16 protein-coding genes are annotated in these 16755 nt (G+C 37.3%); 3 read left to right on the plus strand and 13 right to left on the minus strand.

Features of this window, described 5'->3' with window-relative positions; genetic code table 11:
* Window positions 1–228 precede the first annotated feature (228 nt).
* Window positions 229–906: a DUF421 domain-containing protein gene (locus J699_RS16100; protein ID WP_032869559.1), complete on the plus strand. Its 678-nt coding sequence runs from the start codon at window positions 229–231 to the stop codon at window positions 904–906.
* A gap of 237 nt (window positions 907–1143) precedes the next feature.
* Window positions 1144–1794 carry a glutathione S-transferase family protein gene (locus tag J699_RS16095; protein ID WP_032869557.1) on the plus strand — a complete coding sequence of 217 codons (651 nt, stop codon included), beginning with the start codon at window positions 1144–1146 and terminating at the stop codon, window positions 1792–1794.
* 724 nt (window positions 1795–2518) lie between these two features.
* On the opposite strand, the gene J699_RS16090 is transcribed toward J699_RS16095, so the two are convergent.
* The 11 genes from J699_RS16090 to J699_RS16045 all read right to left on the minus strand — a co-directional run bounded on the left by J699_RS16090 (window position 2519) and on the right by J699_RS16045 (window position 14014).
* Complete coding sequence (locus tag J699_RS16090; RefSeq protein WP_032869555.1) at window positions 2519–3145, minus strand: glycine zipper; 627 nt, start codon at window positions 3143–3145, stop codon at window positions 2519–2521.
* Window positions 3146–3531: 386 nt separating this feature from the next.
* On the minus strand, window positions 3532–4125 hold the full coding sequence (locus J699_RS16085; RefSeq protein ID WP_032869553.1) for a DUF4142 domain-containing protein: 594 nt from the start codon (window positions 4123–4125) through the stop codon (window positions 3532–3534).
* 1093 nt (window positions 4126–5218) lie between these two features.
* Complete coding sequence (locus tag J699_RS16080) at window positions 5219–5560, minus strand: hypothetical protein (RefSeq protein WP_032869767.1); 342 nt, start codon at window positions 5558–5560, stop codon at window positions 5219–5221.
* A 383-nt stretch (window positions 5561–5943) separates the two neighbouring features.
* On the minus strand, window positions 5944–6963 hold the full coding sequence (locus J699_RS16075; protein WP_032869551.1) for a spore coat U domain-containing protein: 1020 nt from the start codon (window positions 6961–6963) through the stop codon (window positions 5944–5946).
* Entirely contained in the window at window positions 6954–9413 is a 2460-nt protein-coding gene (locus J699_RS16070) for a fimbria/pilus outer membrane usher protein (protein ID WP_032882690.1), read from the minus strand. Before J699_RS16070 ends, J699_RS16075 begins: the two co-directional genes overlap by 10 nt.
* 9 nt (window positions 9414–9422) lie before the next feature.
* Entirely contained in the window at window positions 9423–10127 is a 705-nt protein-coding gene (locus J699_RS16065; RefSeq protein ID WP_032869547.1) for a molecular chaperone, read from the minus strand.
* 71 nt (window positions 10128–10198) lie between these two features.
* Window positions 10199–10729 (minus strand): spore coat U domain-containing protein, encoded by a 531-nt coding sequence (locus J699_RS16060; RefSeq protein ID WP_005286003.1) that lies wholly within the window; start codon window positions 10727–10729, stop codon window positions 10199–10201.
* Window positions 10730–11345: 616 nt separating this feature from the next.
* Window positions 11346–11792, minus strand: a complete 447-nt coding sequence (locus J699_RS0218350; RefSeq protein ID WP_032869545.1) for a hypothetical protein — start codon at window positions 11790–11792, stop codon at window positions 11346–11348.
* A 295-nt stretch (window positions 11793–12087) separates the two neighbouring features.
* Complete coding sequence (locus J699_RS16055; RefSeq protein WP_032869543.1) at window positions 12088–12405, minus strand: hypothetical protein; 318 nt, start codon at window positions 12403–12405, stop codon at window positions 12088–12090.
* A gap of 375 nt (window positions 12406–12780) precedes the next feature.
* A complete protein-coding gene (locus J699_RS16050) occupies window positions 12781–13023 on the minus strand; it encodes a hypothetical protein (protein WP_005230642.1) in 243 nt (80 codons plus the stop codon).
* A 223-nt stretch (window positions 13024–13246) separates the two neighbouring features.
* A complete protein-coding gene (locus tag J699_RS16045; protein ID WP_032869541.1) occupies window positions 13247–14014 on the minus strand; it encodes an AraC family transcriptional regulator in 768 nt (255 codons plus the stop codon).
* 101 nt (window positions 14015–14115) lie between these two features.
* Between J699_RS16045 and J699_RS16040 the strand changes: the two genes are divergently transcribed.
* On the plus strand, window positions 14116–15258 hold the full coding sequence (locus J699_RS16040) for a multidrug effflux MFS transporter (protein ID WP_032869539.1): 1143 nt from the start codon (window positions 14116–14118) through the stop codon (window positions 15256–15258).
* 73 nt (window positions 15259–15331) lie between these two features.
* On the opposite strand, the gene J699_RS16035 is transcribed toward J699_RS16040, so the two are convergent.
* Both J699_RS16035 and J699_RS16030 read right to left on the minus strand, forming a co-directional pair.
* Complete coding sequence (locus J699_RS16035) at window positions 15332–15547, minus strand: hypothetical protein (protein WP_032869537.1); 216 nt, start codon at window positions 15545–15547, stop codon at window positions 15332–15334.
* A gap of 20 nt (window positions 15548–15567) precedes the next feature.
* The gene (locus J699_RS16030) at window positions 15568–16674 is read right to left on the minus strand and encodes a minor capsid protein (RefSeq protein WP_032869536.1); all 1107 of its coding nucleotides are present in this window, start codon (window positions 16672–16674) and stop codon (window positions 15568–15570) included.
* Window positions 16675–16755: the final 81 nt, after the last annotated feature.

The following is a 16755-nucleotide window of genomic DNA, read 5'->3' on the forward strand; positions in this document are numbered from 1 at the left end:
AAAAATTGTGCATTTAAAACCAAGTATAAAGGTCGACTTTAAAAAAGTAAAATAATATTTAGCGCTATTATATAAATTTATATTTTTTTATTTTAAATCAACTAGTTAACTCTTCTTTAATGCTTTTACAACCATAATAAATAAATTAATACTCATCTCCACCATTTGTTACTAAAAATTGTTTATTTTATGGATTAGATAAGTTTTTTTGGAATAGGAATAAAAAAGATGGATCTTTTTAAAATTTTTATTGGTGATACAACCTGGAGCTTCACTTTAGAAATCATAATCCGCTGTCTGGTTATGTTCTTTGTTATTATCAGTTTTTTAAGATTGTCTGGTAAACGTGGTATTCGACAGCTTTCGATTTTTGAACTTGCAATAATTTTATGTTTAGGGTCGGCTGCGGGCGATCCAATGTTTACTGAAGATATTCCAATCATCCATGCGGTAACCGTTTTTATCATTATTCTATCTCTTTACCGGTTGACCACCTGGAGCATGGTAAAACAAAAAAAGATAGAGGATCTATTAGAAGGAAAAGCTCTTTGTGTAGTCAAGGACGGTCTCCTTGTTTATAAGGACTTTCTTAAACAAAGTTATTCTCATGATGAGTTCTTTTCAGAAATGCGACAACAAAATGTTGAGCATTTAGGTCAAATTAGAACGGCTCTTCTCGAGACAGATGGTGCATTAAGCATGCTATTTTATGAAGATAGAGAGGTGAAATGGGGCCTACCCTTATTTCCTGATAATTACTGCAAGGCCAATGTTCTTAAAGTAAATACTTTTTACTCTTGTATGAAGTGTGGTGAAACTAAAATATTAAATGTAATCGATCAGGAATGTACTCGCTGTAAACATCATAGCTGGGCTGAATCTTTAAAGACATATCGAATTGGTTGATCAATTCATCTATAGAATTACTAGTTCCTCAATATTGCTCGCATATGCTAGCGCATGAGGTGATACAAAAAGAGTTCTCGCTCTGCTGCAAGAAGCCGACCCCAATCTTTCATTACATTTCTCTATTATCTTTAATCCTATAAGCAATTGATTAGTTGAAGCAATAAACTTAAGTGTATATTGAGAGTTGTAGAACATGTGGAAATTACCTATAATTTTTTTAAAACCGGAAGTATCATGATTACATTACATCACTTAAACCAATCGCGTTCTTTTCGAATTTTGTGGTTACTTGAAGAAATTAAAGAACCTTATCAGTTGAAATGCTACTACCGAGACTCAACTACTCATTTGGCCCCTGAATCACTAAAAAATATCCATCCTTTAGGAAAATCTCCCGTGATTGAATGGCAAGGTAAAGTCATTGCAGAATCGGGCGCTATAGTAGAGTTATTAATTCAAAAACTCGCCCCACACCTAGCACCAGATATAAATGACACTGCCTATACAGATTACCTACAATGGATTCATTTCGCTGAAAGTTCTGCCATGGTCCCATTTCTCCTAAAAATGTTTAATGCGATAGAAATGAAACATGGGACTAAATTGGCATTTCTAGAAGACTATGCTCAAGTTGAATTTGATAAAGTCTTTGGTTTTTTAAATGATTATCTAAAGAATAAAAAGTTTTTAGTAGGAGATCGTTTAACTGGAGCTGACTTTATGATGGGATTCGGACTTCATGGCTTAGTCCATAATATGGGCCAAGGTGAGCATTATCCGCATATTCAAAGCTATGTTGAGCATTTGGCCCTTCTTCCAAGTTGGAAAGCAGCAGAAAAGATTGAAAAAGATAGCTTAATCTTAATCTTAAGAGATAAAAAATAAGGATAACTAAGAAAATTTGCAAAGAGATTAACCAATAGTGTTTTCAGGATCTCTGCTGGAGATATCAGTACTAAAAGTATTTAAAAGGCAAAGGGACTATGTTTTTCGATAAAAAAAGCCCTTGGTGATCACACTAGGGCTTATGCTATCAAACCATCCGAATTATGCCTGTTCTTATCAAGTATCAGGATTGGCAAAACCAAAATAATGTTTTTGTCATAGAACTCTTGTTACATTAGTGTTGATTTTTCATTACAAAGGTTTTTTTATTCGTCTTTTCTGTATCCAAAACAGAAAAATAGCGGCAAGCTTTGTCAACTTACCGCTATTTTTTTACTCAAATAAATGTAAAGCAATAACACTCAGGATCAAGCTTGGAGTTTATCTTTTGCAATTTATATGTAGAATCTCATTTTCACTTTCTACCATAAATTTATAGTTCTACACTTATTTAGCCCTATAATTTTCTAATAATTTATGTGTAAGTAATGTATGTTTCGCTGCACTATTTCGTTCTATATGATTTGAATCAGTTAACCCTCTGAAATAAATGTTTCTAAATAGCTTTAACACTGATACCAACATGAAGAATATTATTGTTGATATTGTGAGCTGTACATCCTAGTAAAAGAACAACAATGCTGAGTATAGTAGTTATAAAAATGGAGGTTGTAATATGCGCAAAGTCTCCCCCATAGAGGAGACTTTCTAAGTATTAAATGACTTAAGGAGTAATTTTCTCCCATCCATCTTTTACAGCAAATTTGGCTTCCTCCCACTGTAAACGTGAACTGCCTTTAACTTGCTCCCATTTAGTTTTCAATGTAGATTCAACCTCAGAAAAATTAATTTCTGCATTATTATGCACGCGATTTTCATAACCTAAACGATAAGCCGCACGATAATCACGATCATATTCTAGATTCTTGCTTTCAGTATAATATGGCATTTTTTTATAGTTTTCTCGCCAATAATTATCTTCTTGCCAGTAATCACTATTATCTTTTTTATTATCTGTTTGGGCTATGTCATTACCTGCTATTGCCCCTACCACACCACCAATAATCCCCCCAACAACAGCACCTGGAGGGCCACCAACAACACCAAATGCAGCACCTACCGCCGCTCCTCCCAGGGTTCCTGCACCTGTAGCCACCAAATTCTCTCCCCCTTCATTCATATCGGGTACATGATTGTTATTAGACGGCGGAGAGTTTAAATCTGGACGAGCATTATCAATTGTGGATGAAGTATCTTGTAACGGTTTGCTATTTGATACATTACCATTAGAAGATGGCTCTTTTTGAGTCGTATGATTACCATCTAAATTTGTTTGTTTTGTATTTACCATTTTCTTACTCCCTATATTTTAAAATCTAGTGTCTTTCAAAAGAGCTGGGATATTAAAAGAACTTTTGAAATATGCTTGATGATTATTAGTATAATTCACCTTTGGGTTAGTTGTGTTTTACAACTGTCCCTATTAAGTAAGGAGATGTTATTAATTAAAATAATTATTTCTCATCGATAAAAATTATTTTTCAAATAGTCATTATAATTATATCTTTCTTCATCCCACAATTATTATATTTCGCTAGATTAAACATTACCCATAACATTTAAGCTTTACACTGCCCTGCTGAAAATAATGATTTTATGTATACGCAATTTAAAAAATCCTAGTTAATTGATACTAGACTTTTTAAAAATATTTTTAAAAGATATTATGACTGTATATTACTTCATCTTTTTAAATGTATCTTCAGCCGTTTTTAGATGTTTCGCAACGGCCTCACGTGTTTGTACGAGCATATTTTTTAATTCAGAACTTTTCGTGTTTGGTATCAATTGCTTATCAATGATCGTCAAAACCCTACGGTGACCTTCAACTTGACTCATGATATAATTTTTATCAGTATCTGATTTTGTTTGATTAAGCTTGCTGACAATTTTATCACTATCATTTTGCAATGATTTACTAAGATTACTGGCTTGTGAACTCAACTTTAAACGACTTGCTAATGCTTGTGCATTTTTTTCATTGGCTGAATGTTCATTAATCATCATTTCAGCATATTTCTTAGCTTCATCCATTTTTAGCTTTGACAATGCAGTTTTCGCCTGCTTAATTTCACCATTATTAGCTGTACTTAATATCTTAAAAATTTGACTATCAGTCAAATTTTCATGGTTTTCATTTAATATTTTAGAGTGATTCTTTTCATCATTTATAGTTTGTTGATTCGCTGCCATACTCTCAAATGCACTAAAACTTAAAACACCACTAACTGCGATACAGCTAATAATTTTCTTCGTTAAAATAGCTTTCATACCAATATCCTTTAACTTAATTCATGAGTATTTCCACTTATGGGAAGCTTTTTCATATTTCCATTCTATATCCCTACTTGTAAATTCAAGATTAGGATCATTTGTTCATAATTTTAAACAGCCATATTTATACCACTCGTTGAATATTCTTCGTAAAGGGTTAATAGCTCATTTAAAGTAGATGATATAAATTCAATAAAGAATCCTACATCTGTATCCAATATTATTAATGTAAATCTAAAATAGATATAATTTTAAAAAACATAAACTTAAAAACAATTTTTATTTTTTATTTTACGAAATTAACAATAAAGTTCGTTATATTTACTTATAGATACTAAAACTTAAATTAAGCATGTCTAAAGAAAATTTAAACCAATTCAACATATTAGTACTTGTATAAAAAACATTCTCCTAAAGACTTTAATTCACACATTGCACACAGACAGTGACATGCACTTTTGTAGATATCGAATGAGCTGTGCATCCCGAAAATAGAAGGCACAGCAATGTGAAGTTATAAATTAAATCATCTAAGAATATAGGAGAAATCAAATGCTCTACCCGTGCTTATGCCACGCTGCTTAACCAGAGGTAAACCATCAAATCAATAAAAAAAGCCCTGAGTGATCACACTAGGGCTTACGCTATCAAACCAACCGAATTATGCCTGTTCTTATCAAGTATCAGTATTGGCAAAATCAAAATAATGTTTTTGTCATAGAACTCTTGTTATACAAATGTTGATTTTTTATTACTAAGGTTTCTTTATTTGTCTTTTCTGTATCCGAAACAGAAAAATAGCGACAAGCTTTATCCACTTGCCGCTATTTTTTACTCAAATAAATGTAAAGCAATAACACTCAAAATCAAGCTTGGAGTTGATCTTTTGCAATTTATATGTAGAACAGCATTTTTATTTTCTACCATAAATTTTTACTCCTACACTTATGTAGCCCTATAATTTTCTAATAATTCATGTTTAAGTAATGTATGGTTCACTGCACTATTTCGTTCCATATGATTTGAATGAGTTAACTCTCTGAAATAAGTATTTCTAAATAGCTTTTATAGATGACACTGAAAAATTGAATTATTTATCTAACTTGTAGCAGATATTCATACTTCCTTTTTCCTGCTTGTAACAATTCCAGTCATTGTGTTTATAGCTTTTTGCAACCAATACATCTTCTGGGGTAGTGCCTAAGTAAGGTTTACATACTCCTCCACAAGAAGTTGATTGCTCAATCAAATATTCTTTCTGATCAAATTCGATATATACAAACTTTCCCCCATAACTTTTACCTTTTTGAATTGAGCAGGAAAACGTTTTTTTATCATTTTGCAAAAAACATTTGCCGCTATGCTCAGTAATTTCATAAGCAAAACTTGTGTTTGATATGAACAAAAAAGTGAATAAAGAAATCCATTTCATCAGTAGCATGTCCCAAAAAAATACCCACAAGAGGTTTTTGTGGGTTCTGAAAGAAAACGAAACTTGCTTTTTAAGCTTAGTTTGACTGAGATCAATATTTCATATTTATCAATTATATGCAAACCTTTTCATTTTGATTGAGTAACATCGCGTGCTTTTTAATTGCAATTTTTAGTTATGCACATACTGGATTAACAATACAGCACCCATAACATGTATATCAACAGGCCTTCTGGTAGCAAAATCTACTTAGTTGGAACGTTTAATCTTCGAACTGACACAAAAATAGATTGACTGAAAAGCTGCGTACAAGACCTTAAAAAACCGCTTCAATAAGCGGTCTTTATAGAAACGAGTTTGAGTTTTGAATTTTTTGAAATGGCTTAATACGTGACCGTAACCACCACACTATCTGAGTAATTCCCTGGAGTGCTTGCAATGCTGGTACCTTGCGGAATTTTTCCATAAACAGGAGTACTTTGCGCGCTCCCTGTACCAGTTTTTGAGACGCCTCCTGCACCCCCAACATTGGTGACACCACCTGTAGCATCCCATACCGTACTATAACTAGAATCTTTATAGAGCTGATACGGAATAAATCCATTATTACCGTTGCTCATGCGCCTAAATCCACCACTTATACGATTATTACCATCGCCTAAATAAATACTATAGGGCGTTCCATAATTACACGTGGTATTCACAGCTCCTTGAGTTATGTAGTCTCTTTTTGTCACACCTATATCGTTAATATTGCCAAAATCAACATTTGAAGTTGAGTTTAATTGACACAGACTTGGAACCACGAAGTTAGCTGTAAGCAGTGTATCGCCTGAATCCCAGCCCCCGATTAAATCACCGCACACTAAGCCCAATGCATCCATATCCCAATAGAGCCGAACTGTAGCCGTATATGTTCCTTGAGGATAGGCGACAAGCGATCCTGTTCGGGCAGGCACTTTCACGTTCACTGAGTAATTAATGATATTGTTTGAAGCCACGGTTCTTACTGGCCCATACCAGACATTAGAGGTTTGGTTAGCGGTGGTAGACCCTGCTCCACCTACTGTAGCGGCTACGGTATAAGGGAGTGAAACATTATTAAGACTATTGGTTGTTCCGGTAAAAACGGTTTTCATGCACATATAGGCAGAAGTCTGGGGAATTCCCAGAGTCGTACAAGTAATTGTTCCTGATAGGTTTACGGTAGCATCACTATTAATATTTGCTGCGGTATAGGTAAAAGTACTGTTGGTAGTTCCAGTTACCGTACAGGCAGCATGGGCTGGACTAAAAAATGCGTAAAACAGATAAAACAAGCAAATACCGAGGAGATATTTCAAAAACCATGGAAATTTATTGTCGCTCTCTATTTGAGTCTTATTAAAAATTCTTATCGACATATATAAGGTCCCAATTTCTGAGTTGAGTACTGATTGCTGTTATAGCTGAAGTCAACTTGGCACGAGCCATGATCCAGAAGATCAACTTCAAGTTTGTTTTGCTTTAATAGATTTTGAATAAATACTTCACCGTCATAACCCACTACGCCCTGTTGTTGTCCATTAATTCGAACCGAATAGCCCGGCAATAACGGTTTGTTGTTTTGATCCACAAGTCTGACTAATCCGGAAATAACCTGATGCGCACCAAAGTCAACCAAGGTTCCTTGGCGATAGCCGACTACGGTTTTTTGGTCCGTCGCTTTAACGCTCCAATTTAAAGGAAGATAGGACGGATCTAAATAAATGTGATTCTCTTGATATGGCATGAGGCTAGGAATGAGGAACCGACCGGCCTTATCGGTAAAACCTAAATTAACCCCACCATTTAGAATCTGGCTTTGCGGTCCGGCATTGGTTACCACTGCATAACCTTCGCCAATTTCATTGGCTGCAAAGATGCGTCCCGCTGCTGCAACCAGTGAACCCGTTGCTGAAAGTGCCACCTGGTCGTTATCTCCAGAGCGATTATAACGTCCGGTCAGGTAGGCTGCGCGAGCGCGGTAAGAAGCATAGAGCGAAGCATTGTTTTCTTTGGCATCCTGATCTCGTTCCACATAACCGCCCCATCCAAATGAACCGATTTGCGGTTCTGACAAACCAAATATTTCCTGGCGATAATTCAAGCGGCCGCTGTCACTCGACACACTCGTGATTGCATTGAGTTTGCTAGACGGGGTATAGCGCAGCGCAAAGTAAATGCCATAGTCTTTGTTATTTTCATAGTCTTTATAGGCAGAGGTATAAAACCCCCAGTTTTTGTTAATACTTCCGCTTAAATTGGCAGACAGCAATTTGTAGGAATTATCGCTGTATTTGATCTGGTTATACCCGAGATAAGCGCCATAGCCTGCATAAAAGTTATAGTTAATCCCTGCCCTGAAAATTTCATCTGCCAGTGCGCTATAGCTCAGATAGTTTTGTGATTCGGCATTGATCTGGTTATCTTTTAAATATCTGACTTGAGAGACACGGGCAAGGTCAAAATAATTATCAAATACTTTGCGGTAACTGCTGCTAAATGAAATATTCTTACTAATTCGCCCTTCTAGGCCAAGCAAGGCCGAATAGCCATTTTCATCTTTATACTGGCTTGCTGCGATATCCGCATTAATCACTGCAATACCCCAAATATTCTTGGCAAATCCTGTGCCGAGATTCGAAAGACCGTCTGTCGAAGCTTCCACACCACCGCTCAATGTCAGTGAATTGCTGTAACCGTATCGGATCGCACCGGATGCAAAGGTAGCATCATCATATTGGTTTGATTTTAGCCCATAGTTATAACGTGGAAGCCCGACATCTACTGAAAACTCATTAATGTCTTTTGCCAGAATCTTGGAGGAAAAATAGTAAGGTTTTTTGGTAATACTTTGCTGTCCGGTTGCATCGGTAGTCACCAGCGTAACTTCATTCCCGGAAATAAACGGAAGCTGTTTAATGTCAAATGGCCCTGAAGGCACCAGTCCTGAATAAATCTTTTGCTGGTTGACGTATAAATCAAGTGTCGAAGGCAGTGCGGCCGAACCGGAGAACTGCGGCAATGCCGAGGTCACTATATCGCCGCGCTGGGTATAGGCGCTGGACCACTGGAAACCGGCAAGACGTACACTACTGCCCCAGTCAGGACTATTGGAAATAAAGTCGCCCAGGGTATATAGCCTGATTTTTTCAGGATCGACATATTGCCACTTTGTTTCCAGACGTACCCATTTTTCATGGCGATCATTATTGTCATTGCTGCCATTATATAAAGCGCCTGAAGAAAAATTACCGAGCGCACTGTTAAAAATGCCCTCAACGGACCCGGAAAAGGTATTTTCGTCATTGATGATGCTGTTATACAGGCTATAGTTGAGAATAGCCGCGTTTAAGGGTTTCATCTTGAGAAAATCCGGACTGGTGATCTGCTGGCCATTGAGGTCCACTGCATAGCCTGTCAACATGCTCGAAGGAACCTTTAACTTTAGAGCCTGCTCATTCTCTTGGTATTGAAACTGGATGCCTTGTAGATCATTAATACATATCCATTGGTTTTCAGGCGTCTGTGCATCTATTTTCAGTCTTAATGCTTTTAAGTCTCGGGCACGGATATACAACTTGCCCTGCTTAGATTGTTTCACCGCAACCAAGTCTTCAGACGCATTGGTATTCATGGAAATATTTAAAAAAAGCTGAGTAAAGTTAAGATCTTGTTCCGGTCCGGCATCCTTTGCCTGCGCAAACTGGTTATTGCGATTAATCGCATCTGGCACATGAGGGGTTGCGGTATTGGTATGATCTTGAAGTTGCTCAGCAAAACAATATGCAGGAAGATATGCAACACATAAGACACCTATAATGTATTTCATATAAGCCTCTTAAATTGTTGTTTTCTTACCATTTATTGTCAGAGATACATTGTATTTATGAGTTGGCTGATATGTAAAATTATCAATCGGGTAACTTCGGCTCTGCTGTCCAAGAATATAACCATTCACGGTGTTTACTTTTATGGGATAACTTTTTCCTGCGGTCGTATCAACAAGCGTTAAATCATTTAAAAGCGCATGTCGATTTCCAATATTGCTCATCTTTAAAGACGGCGTCTTCTGATCAGGATCTATTTTCCAATTCAGTTGAGTAATCGCGTCTTTATCTACCACGAAAACGGGTAATGAAGAGCGAAGTAATACATTTAGGCCTTGCGCGGTTTTACGGCTATCCATTGGCTTGGGTAACTCATCAATAATAATACGATAGGTTTTTTCACCAGAAATCGCTGCCGGATTAATTCTGACTACACGCAAGTTATAAGAATCATTCGCTTTTAATTTTAAAAAAGGCGGGCTAATCGCAATCTCATCGGTCGGAATTAACTCATCTTGTCCATTGTTTTGTATCCATTTAAACACCCGAATCTGCAAATCAGTACTTTCATTCGACTGGTTAAACAGACTGATCGAAGAAGCATTTTGATTACTCAATAATTCTACATTCACAGGTGAAATTCGGATTGTAGCTGCATTCAAAGTGCTAGATAGAGATAAGAATAAACTTGTAATAATAATGATGTTTTTTTTCATGACTTACTCAAATAAATCTTTTAAAGCATTAGCCCTTTCAAAGGGCTAACAGTAGTTCTTGTTTATAAACATTAATAAGTTACAGTCACTGTTACTGTGTCTAAATAACTTCCAGCGCTTGGTAAAGTGGTGCCGGCTGGAATACGGCCATAGACGTTAACAGTTTGAACATTACCCGTCCCTGTACCACTGTAGGCAGTTGTGGCAATACCGATTGCTGTTGCGCGACCCGTGTCCGAGAAAAGGTTATAAGGAATATATTCGGTCGTGGTTGCTCCACCGATCATACGACGTTGGGTTGATAAAACATTCTGTCCACCATCAAATGACAAGGTCCAAGGTACGGTGTTATTGCAAAGGACTCTGATCGGGGTACCGCCTGTGGTTGTAGTGTCTGCGTCTACATTGCCCGCAAGTGAACTTAATGTGCCAAAGTCTAAGACTGCATTTGAAGTGGTACCTGTGGCTGAGGTATTTAAAACACAGCTATTGGTTACTGTCGCTCTAACAGTCAATGTACCCGTTGCTGTAGCGGCATTTGCTGTATTGAGAGAAAATAACCCAACAGCAATTGCTGATAAATAATAAAAAGTCTTTTTCATGGTTTAAACCTTTTTACATTAAATTGTTGGAATGAATAGATGTGAAAAAACTAACCCTTAACATTACAATCGTTTTAATTTGACTGCTCTTTTAGAGCTTATTTTTTTACCCTATTTTTGGCATAATACATAAATAACTTTTATTAAAGCACTACTTTTCATTTAAAATTGCTATAACAATACTGTTTTCACCCAAATTAACCAATTACTTACATCAAAAAAACAATAAATTTAAATATTTGTTTTTCCTATATTTTAATTAAGATGAAATATAGTTCTTCTCAAGTCATCATGCATAAATTTATTCTTGAATTTTCAATGAAATAAGATTGGGTTATTTAATTCTTTATTATTTAAAAAATATATTAAAAGTACAGTTTTATTATTTCCTAACACAAGCCTTTGATGATTAACTAAATATTTTCTTAGAAAGGTTTAAAGTTTTTGTATACCTAATGATTAATTGTTTAGTCATAATAAATTAATCCACCCACTATTATTATTTATTTTTTAAATATTTATTTACATATTAATATACTTTACGACTAATCAAAAAAATGATGACATGTAGTCATTTTTAATAAAAAACTGTGACCTAACTAATGATTTGATATATTTATTGGTCGCTTAAATTACCTTTTTGAATAAATAGTTTAAGAAAAATACCTGTGTAGAGAGCAACTGAAAGGCACCACAAGATCAGGTAAATATTATGATCAAACTTGACCATATTTATAATAAGTTGATTCAGAGGATCGCTATCTGACATGAGTGCACATAGAAACAAGGATACATATGCAAAGAAACCCATTCTCAGAACATAGGTAGTATTCTTCAGAAGATAGATTATGCTGCCAAGAAAAATGCTTATGATCCCGAAGAACCACAACAGTAGGCTTTCGTCTTCATTTGAGCCTTGCATTTCTCTCAAATAAACAAATTCACCACCGCCATAGGGTACATAGGTGACAAAGCCTTTTGTAAAGGATTCAAAGCAGATCGCAAAAATGCCTGAAAGAGCGAGAGTAAGCGCCAAGTAATGTTTTAATTTTAAATTTTTCATGGTCTGGAGTAGCTCTTACAGGGTGTTTAATATTTATCTAATCTGCACGGAATAGCAGTACAAACCTTACAACTGGCTGATTTAGAATAAACGATTTCCCGTAAAGCTTATCTGTTTGATGCTTGCAACTGCTTAGATAAGTTTGATCGCTGGACATGCTGCAAAGCAGTAAAAATCTCCAAAGAGTATAAACGTCCTGATCAGAAGGAAAAAACTGAGTCAATGCAACAAATTATTAATGACCAGCAATAAACCATTAAGATAAAAAGCCCACATCTCGTGGGCTTCTCATTTCTTACTTCGCTGAATTCACACCAACTATAAACTGACTACAGTTTGAACCTTCTGATGCATTCGCTAAATTCTTTTCAGAGAATTTAAATTTCGATGCAACCGATGCATAATCTTTCTTTAAGCTCTGACCAGTCAATTCACCTAACTGTTTCACCTGTTCAGTAGTTAAAATTTGATGTTCAACTGCCTGATTAACCATTACACATGCAGTAGTCATTACATCATAACGCGCAGCAGTTTTAGAGTAGCCAATAGCGCCAAGAATACCACCAACAATTAAACCAATAATGACGGAAAAAGTGACATGCATTTTATTCATTTTAAGTTACCAACATTTAGCTAAGTTTTGATATTCAACACATAGGTTGAAGTCATCTCTACGTCGCATACAAAAATAAAAGACCAAAACACTAAGCGCGTAAAAAACAAAAAAGGCACATTTCTGAAGTAATGTACCTTTCTTTTAATTCTGTAAAATTAATTGAGAACATCAATAATTTTATGCTTAGTTTTGGTTAGGATAAGGTCATACGGATGAAAGAAAAAGTTAGGAACTATCAATTTTATTGATGGTTAAGTGAAACTTCACAAGAAAAATCGTATATTCATATTAGTTTTGATGTGTAGGGCTTTTTATAAATTCTTTAATGCTCAGCTCTTTCCTTTAGACAATAAAAAACCGCCTTGCAGCGGTCTAGGGTTGATTGTCTATCTTATAGATGAGATAGCGCTCATCTATCATCTGGTTAACTATGGGTTTTTTCAACTTGTCTTGCAGCTTATCTGGTAGTAGGTCACCGTTTTCCAGATACAACCATTTATAGACTGGGATAATTTTAACTTGACAATTTATGTCCATCCCGACTTTAGGATCGACAACTTGCCTAATTTTGATCATCTCTCCTGAATCAATATCTTGTAGGGTGATGATGGGCATTTAAGGCTCCTTTGTGGAAAAATATTATACCACCTCAACCAACAAGATTTGAGATTAAACTATTGATATTTCATTTTTTATATGAGAAATCCTGATATAAAAACTGTACTTAACAATGACTACTTTTCTCCTGCTCAGAACGCATCAAATAGAACCTACACGCTATTGTGAAAATCCTCGCGATAAAACCTGTTCCAGTCGTGATTAGTTTGCTCGTTTTCTCTCAATAGATTTTATTCAGGTATCGGCTTGGAGTTGTCCCGGTATGCTGCCGAAAAAAAACGATAAATGCACTATCACTGATAAAATCCAGCTGCTGGGCAATCTGACTTATTGGTAGCCCTTCCGACAGCATCTCCATGGCTTTCAATAATCGCCACTGCTGTCTCCAGCTTTGGTAATTCATACCTGTGTCCCGGATAAATATTCGGCTAATCGTACGTTCACATGCACCGACCCTTTGCGCAACTTGGCTCAACCGTGGCGGTAACTCGCCCATACGAACACTGTCCAGCCATAAGTCAAGTCGCCCATCTAAAGGATAGCGTAATTGCCAGTTTTCAGTTTTTGCCGCCTGTATTTCTTCACTAAAAACCGTGATTAGACTGGTTTGTTGTTCTGCCTTCATGCCCCAGGGCCAAAATGCCATCCTTTCGATAACTTCAAAAAATAAAGGATTGACCTCAACGATCTGCAATGGCAATTGAGCGAAGGTCTCTGTCGGTGAAAAATACAATGAGCGATACGCCATCACCCCACGCATGATTGCGCGATGCGTTGTGCCGGCAGGAATCCAGGCTGCACGGCGTGGTGGAAGCAAACACAGCGTTTGATCTAATTCTATGGTGATACTGCCGGCCGCCGAAAAAAGTAACTGATGACGACGGTGACTATGCCGACCGGAATCATGTACCCCCATATCAGAGGCAATCCCAATGACGGGATCAGAAAAAATATCCGGATCAAAAAGAGCATCCGCTGCAATTTTCACAACTTGTCCAATAATAAATATATCTAGTCGTTATTATTGTAATCAGACATCTCGGTTTCAACAATAATGCCCATTCAATACTTCTAGAGATGAGATACGGCATGAAGGTTTCAGCACGTCCGCCCTTATGGTTATTAACCCTGCTGATTATGTTTCCGCAACTGGTTGAAACTATATACAGTCCTGCACTGCCGCACATTTCCAGTTCATTTGCTGTCAGTCATGAACAAGCGGCGCAGACCCTTTCTGTTTATTTCATCGCTTTTGCAATAGGTGTCGCAGTATGGGGCTGGGCCAACGATAAAATTGGTAGACGCCCTGCCATGTTGTTAGGACTGATCTGCTACGCGGCCGGAACCTTGTTCGCAGTCATAACAACAGAATTCAGGATATTATTAATTGCCCGTATGCTTTCCGCCGTTGGCGCGGCAGCAGGATCTGTGGTCGTTCAAACCATGCTTCGGGATAGTTATGAATCGGTAAAATTAGCCCGTGTATTTTCACTGATGGGCGCAGCACTGGCCCTCAGTCCTGTGTTTGGTCTGGTTAGTGGAGGATGGCTGGTGAGCCATTGGGGCCATATGGGGATATTTATCGCCTTATCCTTATTCGCCCTGTTTTTGCTGATTCTCAGTGCTACTTTGCTCCCTGAAACCCTTCCTGTTCATTCACCCCATATTCGGATAGGAACATTAGCTGTAAAAATGTTTCATGATTCCTCACTATGGCGAAATGCCATGTTGGTTGCTCTACTCAATACAATGATTTTCAGCTACTACAGCCTGGCGCCATTCCTATTTAAAAATCTTGGCTGGAGTTCTGAGACATTTGGATGGACGGGATTATTACTGGCAATCTCTGCTCTGATGGGTAGTTTCATTAATCGAAAACTGCTTGCCTCCCAGATTAGACCAGAAACACTGGTTGTTCAGGCCTGTAAGCTGGCGTTGCTCGCTAGCCTTATTGCCTGGGCTTTACAGACAACAGCATGGATTTTAATCCCTGTTGCAGGCATTGTTGTTGCCTATGGCATTGCTATCCCAAATATTTTGAGTCAGGCACTACGACATTATCGAGAACATGCTGGTAAAGCAGGCGCCTTATTTGGACTGACTTATTATTTACTGTTGGGTAGCATGCTTGGCCTTGCAGGTCTGGTGCAACAATTGGGACTGGTACTTAGTGTCTGTGCATTAGCTGCTTTATTTTTTAAGCCGCAGTTAGATTCAGACTCGTTAAAATAAGTGAATAAACAGCATTATGACGTTTTTTCAGCTAACCAGATTGATAAAAGCCCTTTGAATCTGATCAATCAGCTTAGTCAGATTCCTGCGTTCTGACCGTGACACTGGTAAAAACATATTTATCTGGACGGTCGATCTCAGACACATCGGTAAAATTCAGGTAAATATCTTGAATATTTACTCCGGTCTCAGTTTCAAACTGATTGACCAATTCTGCAATCTGAACCGTGAGCGCCTTTTCCAGCGCTTGCTTGCGTTTCTTACATTCCACGACTGATACTTTTGACATTTTAAACACCTTAATTTGCTTTAAATTCCCAACACTTTAAAGGTCTGTTCATCCAGAAGTCTTAATTGCTCCAAGCTATACAGCTCGCCTTCAGGATCAAAGAATTTATCAAAATCAAACTTACCCTCTTTGTAGAGCTTATAACGTTTCGGGCCAAGCCATTCTTTTTGAAAGAAGTCATCTGTTTTGTTAAAAAACTCCTTGAACGTGATATTTGCATCTAACTGGCCAGTCAACTGCTCGCGTTCGTGTTTAGGAATATCCTTCAGTTTACGCTCATCCATCACATAAGGACGTTGGCCTATAAGTTGCCCATCTTTATCAACCGGCACCAACGTACTCCGACAATTCGGATGTAATGGCGGGATACGTTTTGCTGGATCATTAATTTTCCAGACTGAACCATCTAGGGCGGCACACAGTTTTGAAGTTCGTCCATCCAGTACACTGATGAAGCGGATATATTGAATATCCAGTTCTTTAAAACTGTTTAAATAAGCCTGATTGGAGACATGACTACGTATAGTTCTTACCGTACGTTCAATATCCTTTCTGCTACTATTTAAAAGCCCGTCCTCATATTTCAAGCGTTTGGTTCCACGAAGCCGTTTAATGATCTGATAATTGCTCATGCCGGTATTCATGCCATCCCGAATTGCATATTCCACTCTCTGACGCGCAGTTTCAGCAATTTTAGATAAAAGTTCATCTACCAGCGCACCGCCTGCCAAAGGTATATGTTTTGCGTCTATATAAAGCTGTTCGCCTTTATCGGTCTTCTTGGCGTGACCGAGAAGTTTGGCCATATAGTTGGCTTCATAGCCGGCAAATGAAATGGCTGATACGGTAAACCTTTCAGGTATAGCAATATCAATTGAATTAAACCATTGCTGAATCAGTTTCTGGATCGCACGTAGATTTGCGGTGGTGTACTGACCACCCGCAAGAGCAGTCTTTTCAACAGCATTTAATTCATCGAGTAGACCATTTAATCTGCTCAGCATATCCATCGTTTCATCATTAAAGATGCCAAGCAGCTCATTCACAGAGCGTGAAGCGGCACGATATAAATAGGCCTGATGCTGGGTCAGAATATTAAACAGAATTTTTTTATCATGATTGGCCATAAACCGTTACCTCTATAGCGGTGAAGTCTCCTGTTCTACTGCTAGACGCTCTAATTCATCTTGATCTTCATATTGTGGTAA

The organism is Acinetobacter sp. 1000160, from assembly GCF_000588715.1.
GTDB lineage: Bacteria > Pseudomonadota > Gammaproteobacteria > Pseudomonadales > Moraxellaceae > Acinetobacter > Acinetobacter courvalinii.

What these genes read in the sequence shown, in the direction of transcription:
- J699_RS16100 (WP_032869559.1), top strand. Translation starts at nt 229, where the DNA reads ATGGATCTTTTTAAAATTTTTATTGGTGATACAACCTGGAGCTTCACT.
- J699_RS16085 (WP_032869553.1), bottom strand. Translation starts at nt 4,125, where the DNA reads ATGAAAGCTATTTTAACGAAGAAAATTATTAGCTGTATCGCAGTTAGT.
- J699_RS16080 (WP_032869767.1), bottom strand. Translation starts at nt 5,560, where the DNA reads ATGAAATGGATTTCTTTATTCACTTTTTTGTTCATATCAAACACAAGT.
- J699_RS16030 (WP_032869536.1), bottom strand. Translation starts at nt 16,674, where the DNA reads ATGGCCAATCATGATAAAAAAATTCTGTTTAATATTCTGACCCAGCAT.
- J699_RS16040 (WP_032869539.1), top strand. Translation starts at nt 14,116, where the DNA reads ATGAAGGTTTCAGCACGTCCGCCCTTATGGTTATTAACCCTGCTGATT.
- J699_RS16050 (WP_005230642.1), bottom strand. Translation starts at nt 13,023, where the DNA reads ATGCCCATCATCACCCTACAAGATATTGATTCAGGAGAGATGATCAAA.
- J699_RS16055 (WP_032869543.1), bottom strand. Translation starts at nt 12,405, where the DNA reads ATGAATAAAATGCATGTCACTTTTTCCGTCATTATTGGTTTAATTGTT.
- J699_RS16075 (WP_032869551.1), bottom strand. Translation starts at nt 6,963, where the DNA reads ATGTCGATAAGAATTTTTAATAAGACTCAAATAGAGAGCGACAATAAA.
- J699_RS16060 (WP_005286003.1), bottom strand. Translation starts at nt 10,729, where the DNA reads ATGAAAAAGACTTTTTATTATTTATCAGCAATTGCTGTTGGGTTATTT.
- J699_RS16035 (WP_032869537.1), bottom strand. Translation starts at nt 15,547, where the DNA reads ATGTCAAAAGTATCAGTCGTGGAATGTAAGAAACGCAAGCAAGCGCTG.
- J699_RS16090 (WP_032869555.1), bottom strand. Translation starts at nt 3,145, where the DNA reads ATGGTAAATACAAAACAAACAAATTTAGATGGTAATCATACGACTCAA.
- J699_RS16065 (WP_032869547.1), bottom strand. Translation starts at nt 10,127, where the DNA reads ATGAAAAAAAACATCATTATTATTACAAGTTTATTCTTATCTCTATCT.
- J699_RS0218350 (WP_032869545.1), bottom strand. Translation starts at nt 11,792, where the DNA reads ATGAAAAATTTAAAATTAAAACATTACTTGGCGCTTACTCTCGCTCTT.
- J699_RS16095 (WP_032869557.1), top strand. Translation starts at nt 1,144, where the DNA reads ATGATTACATTACATCACTTAAACCAATCGCGTTCTTTTCGAATTTTG.
- J699_RS16070 (WP_032882690.1), bottom strand. Translation starts at nt 9,413, where the DNA reads ATGAAATACATTATAGGTGTCTTATGTGTTGCATATCTTCCTGCATAT.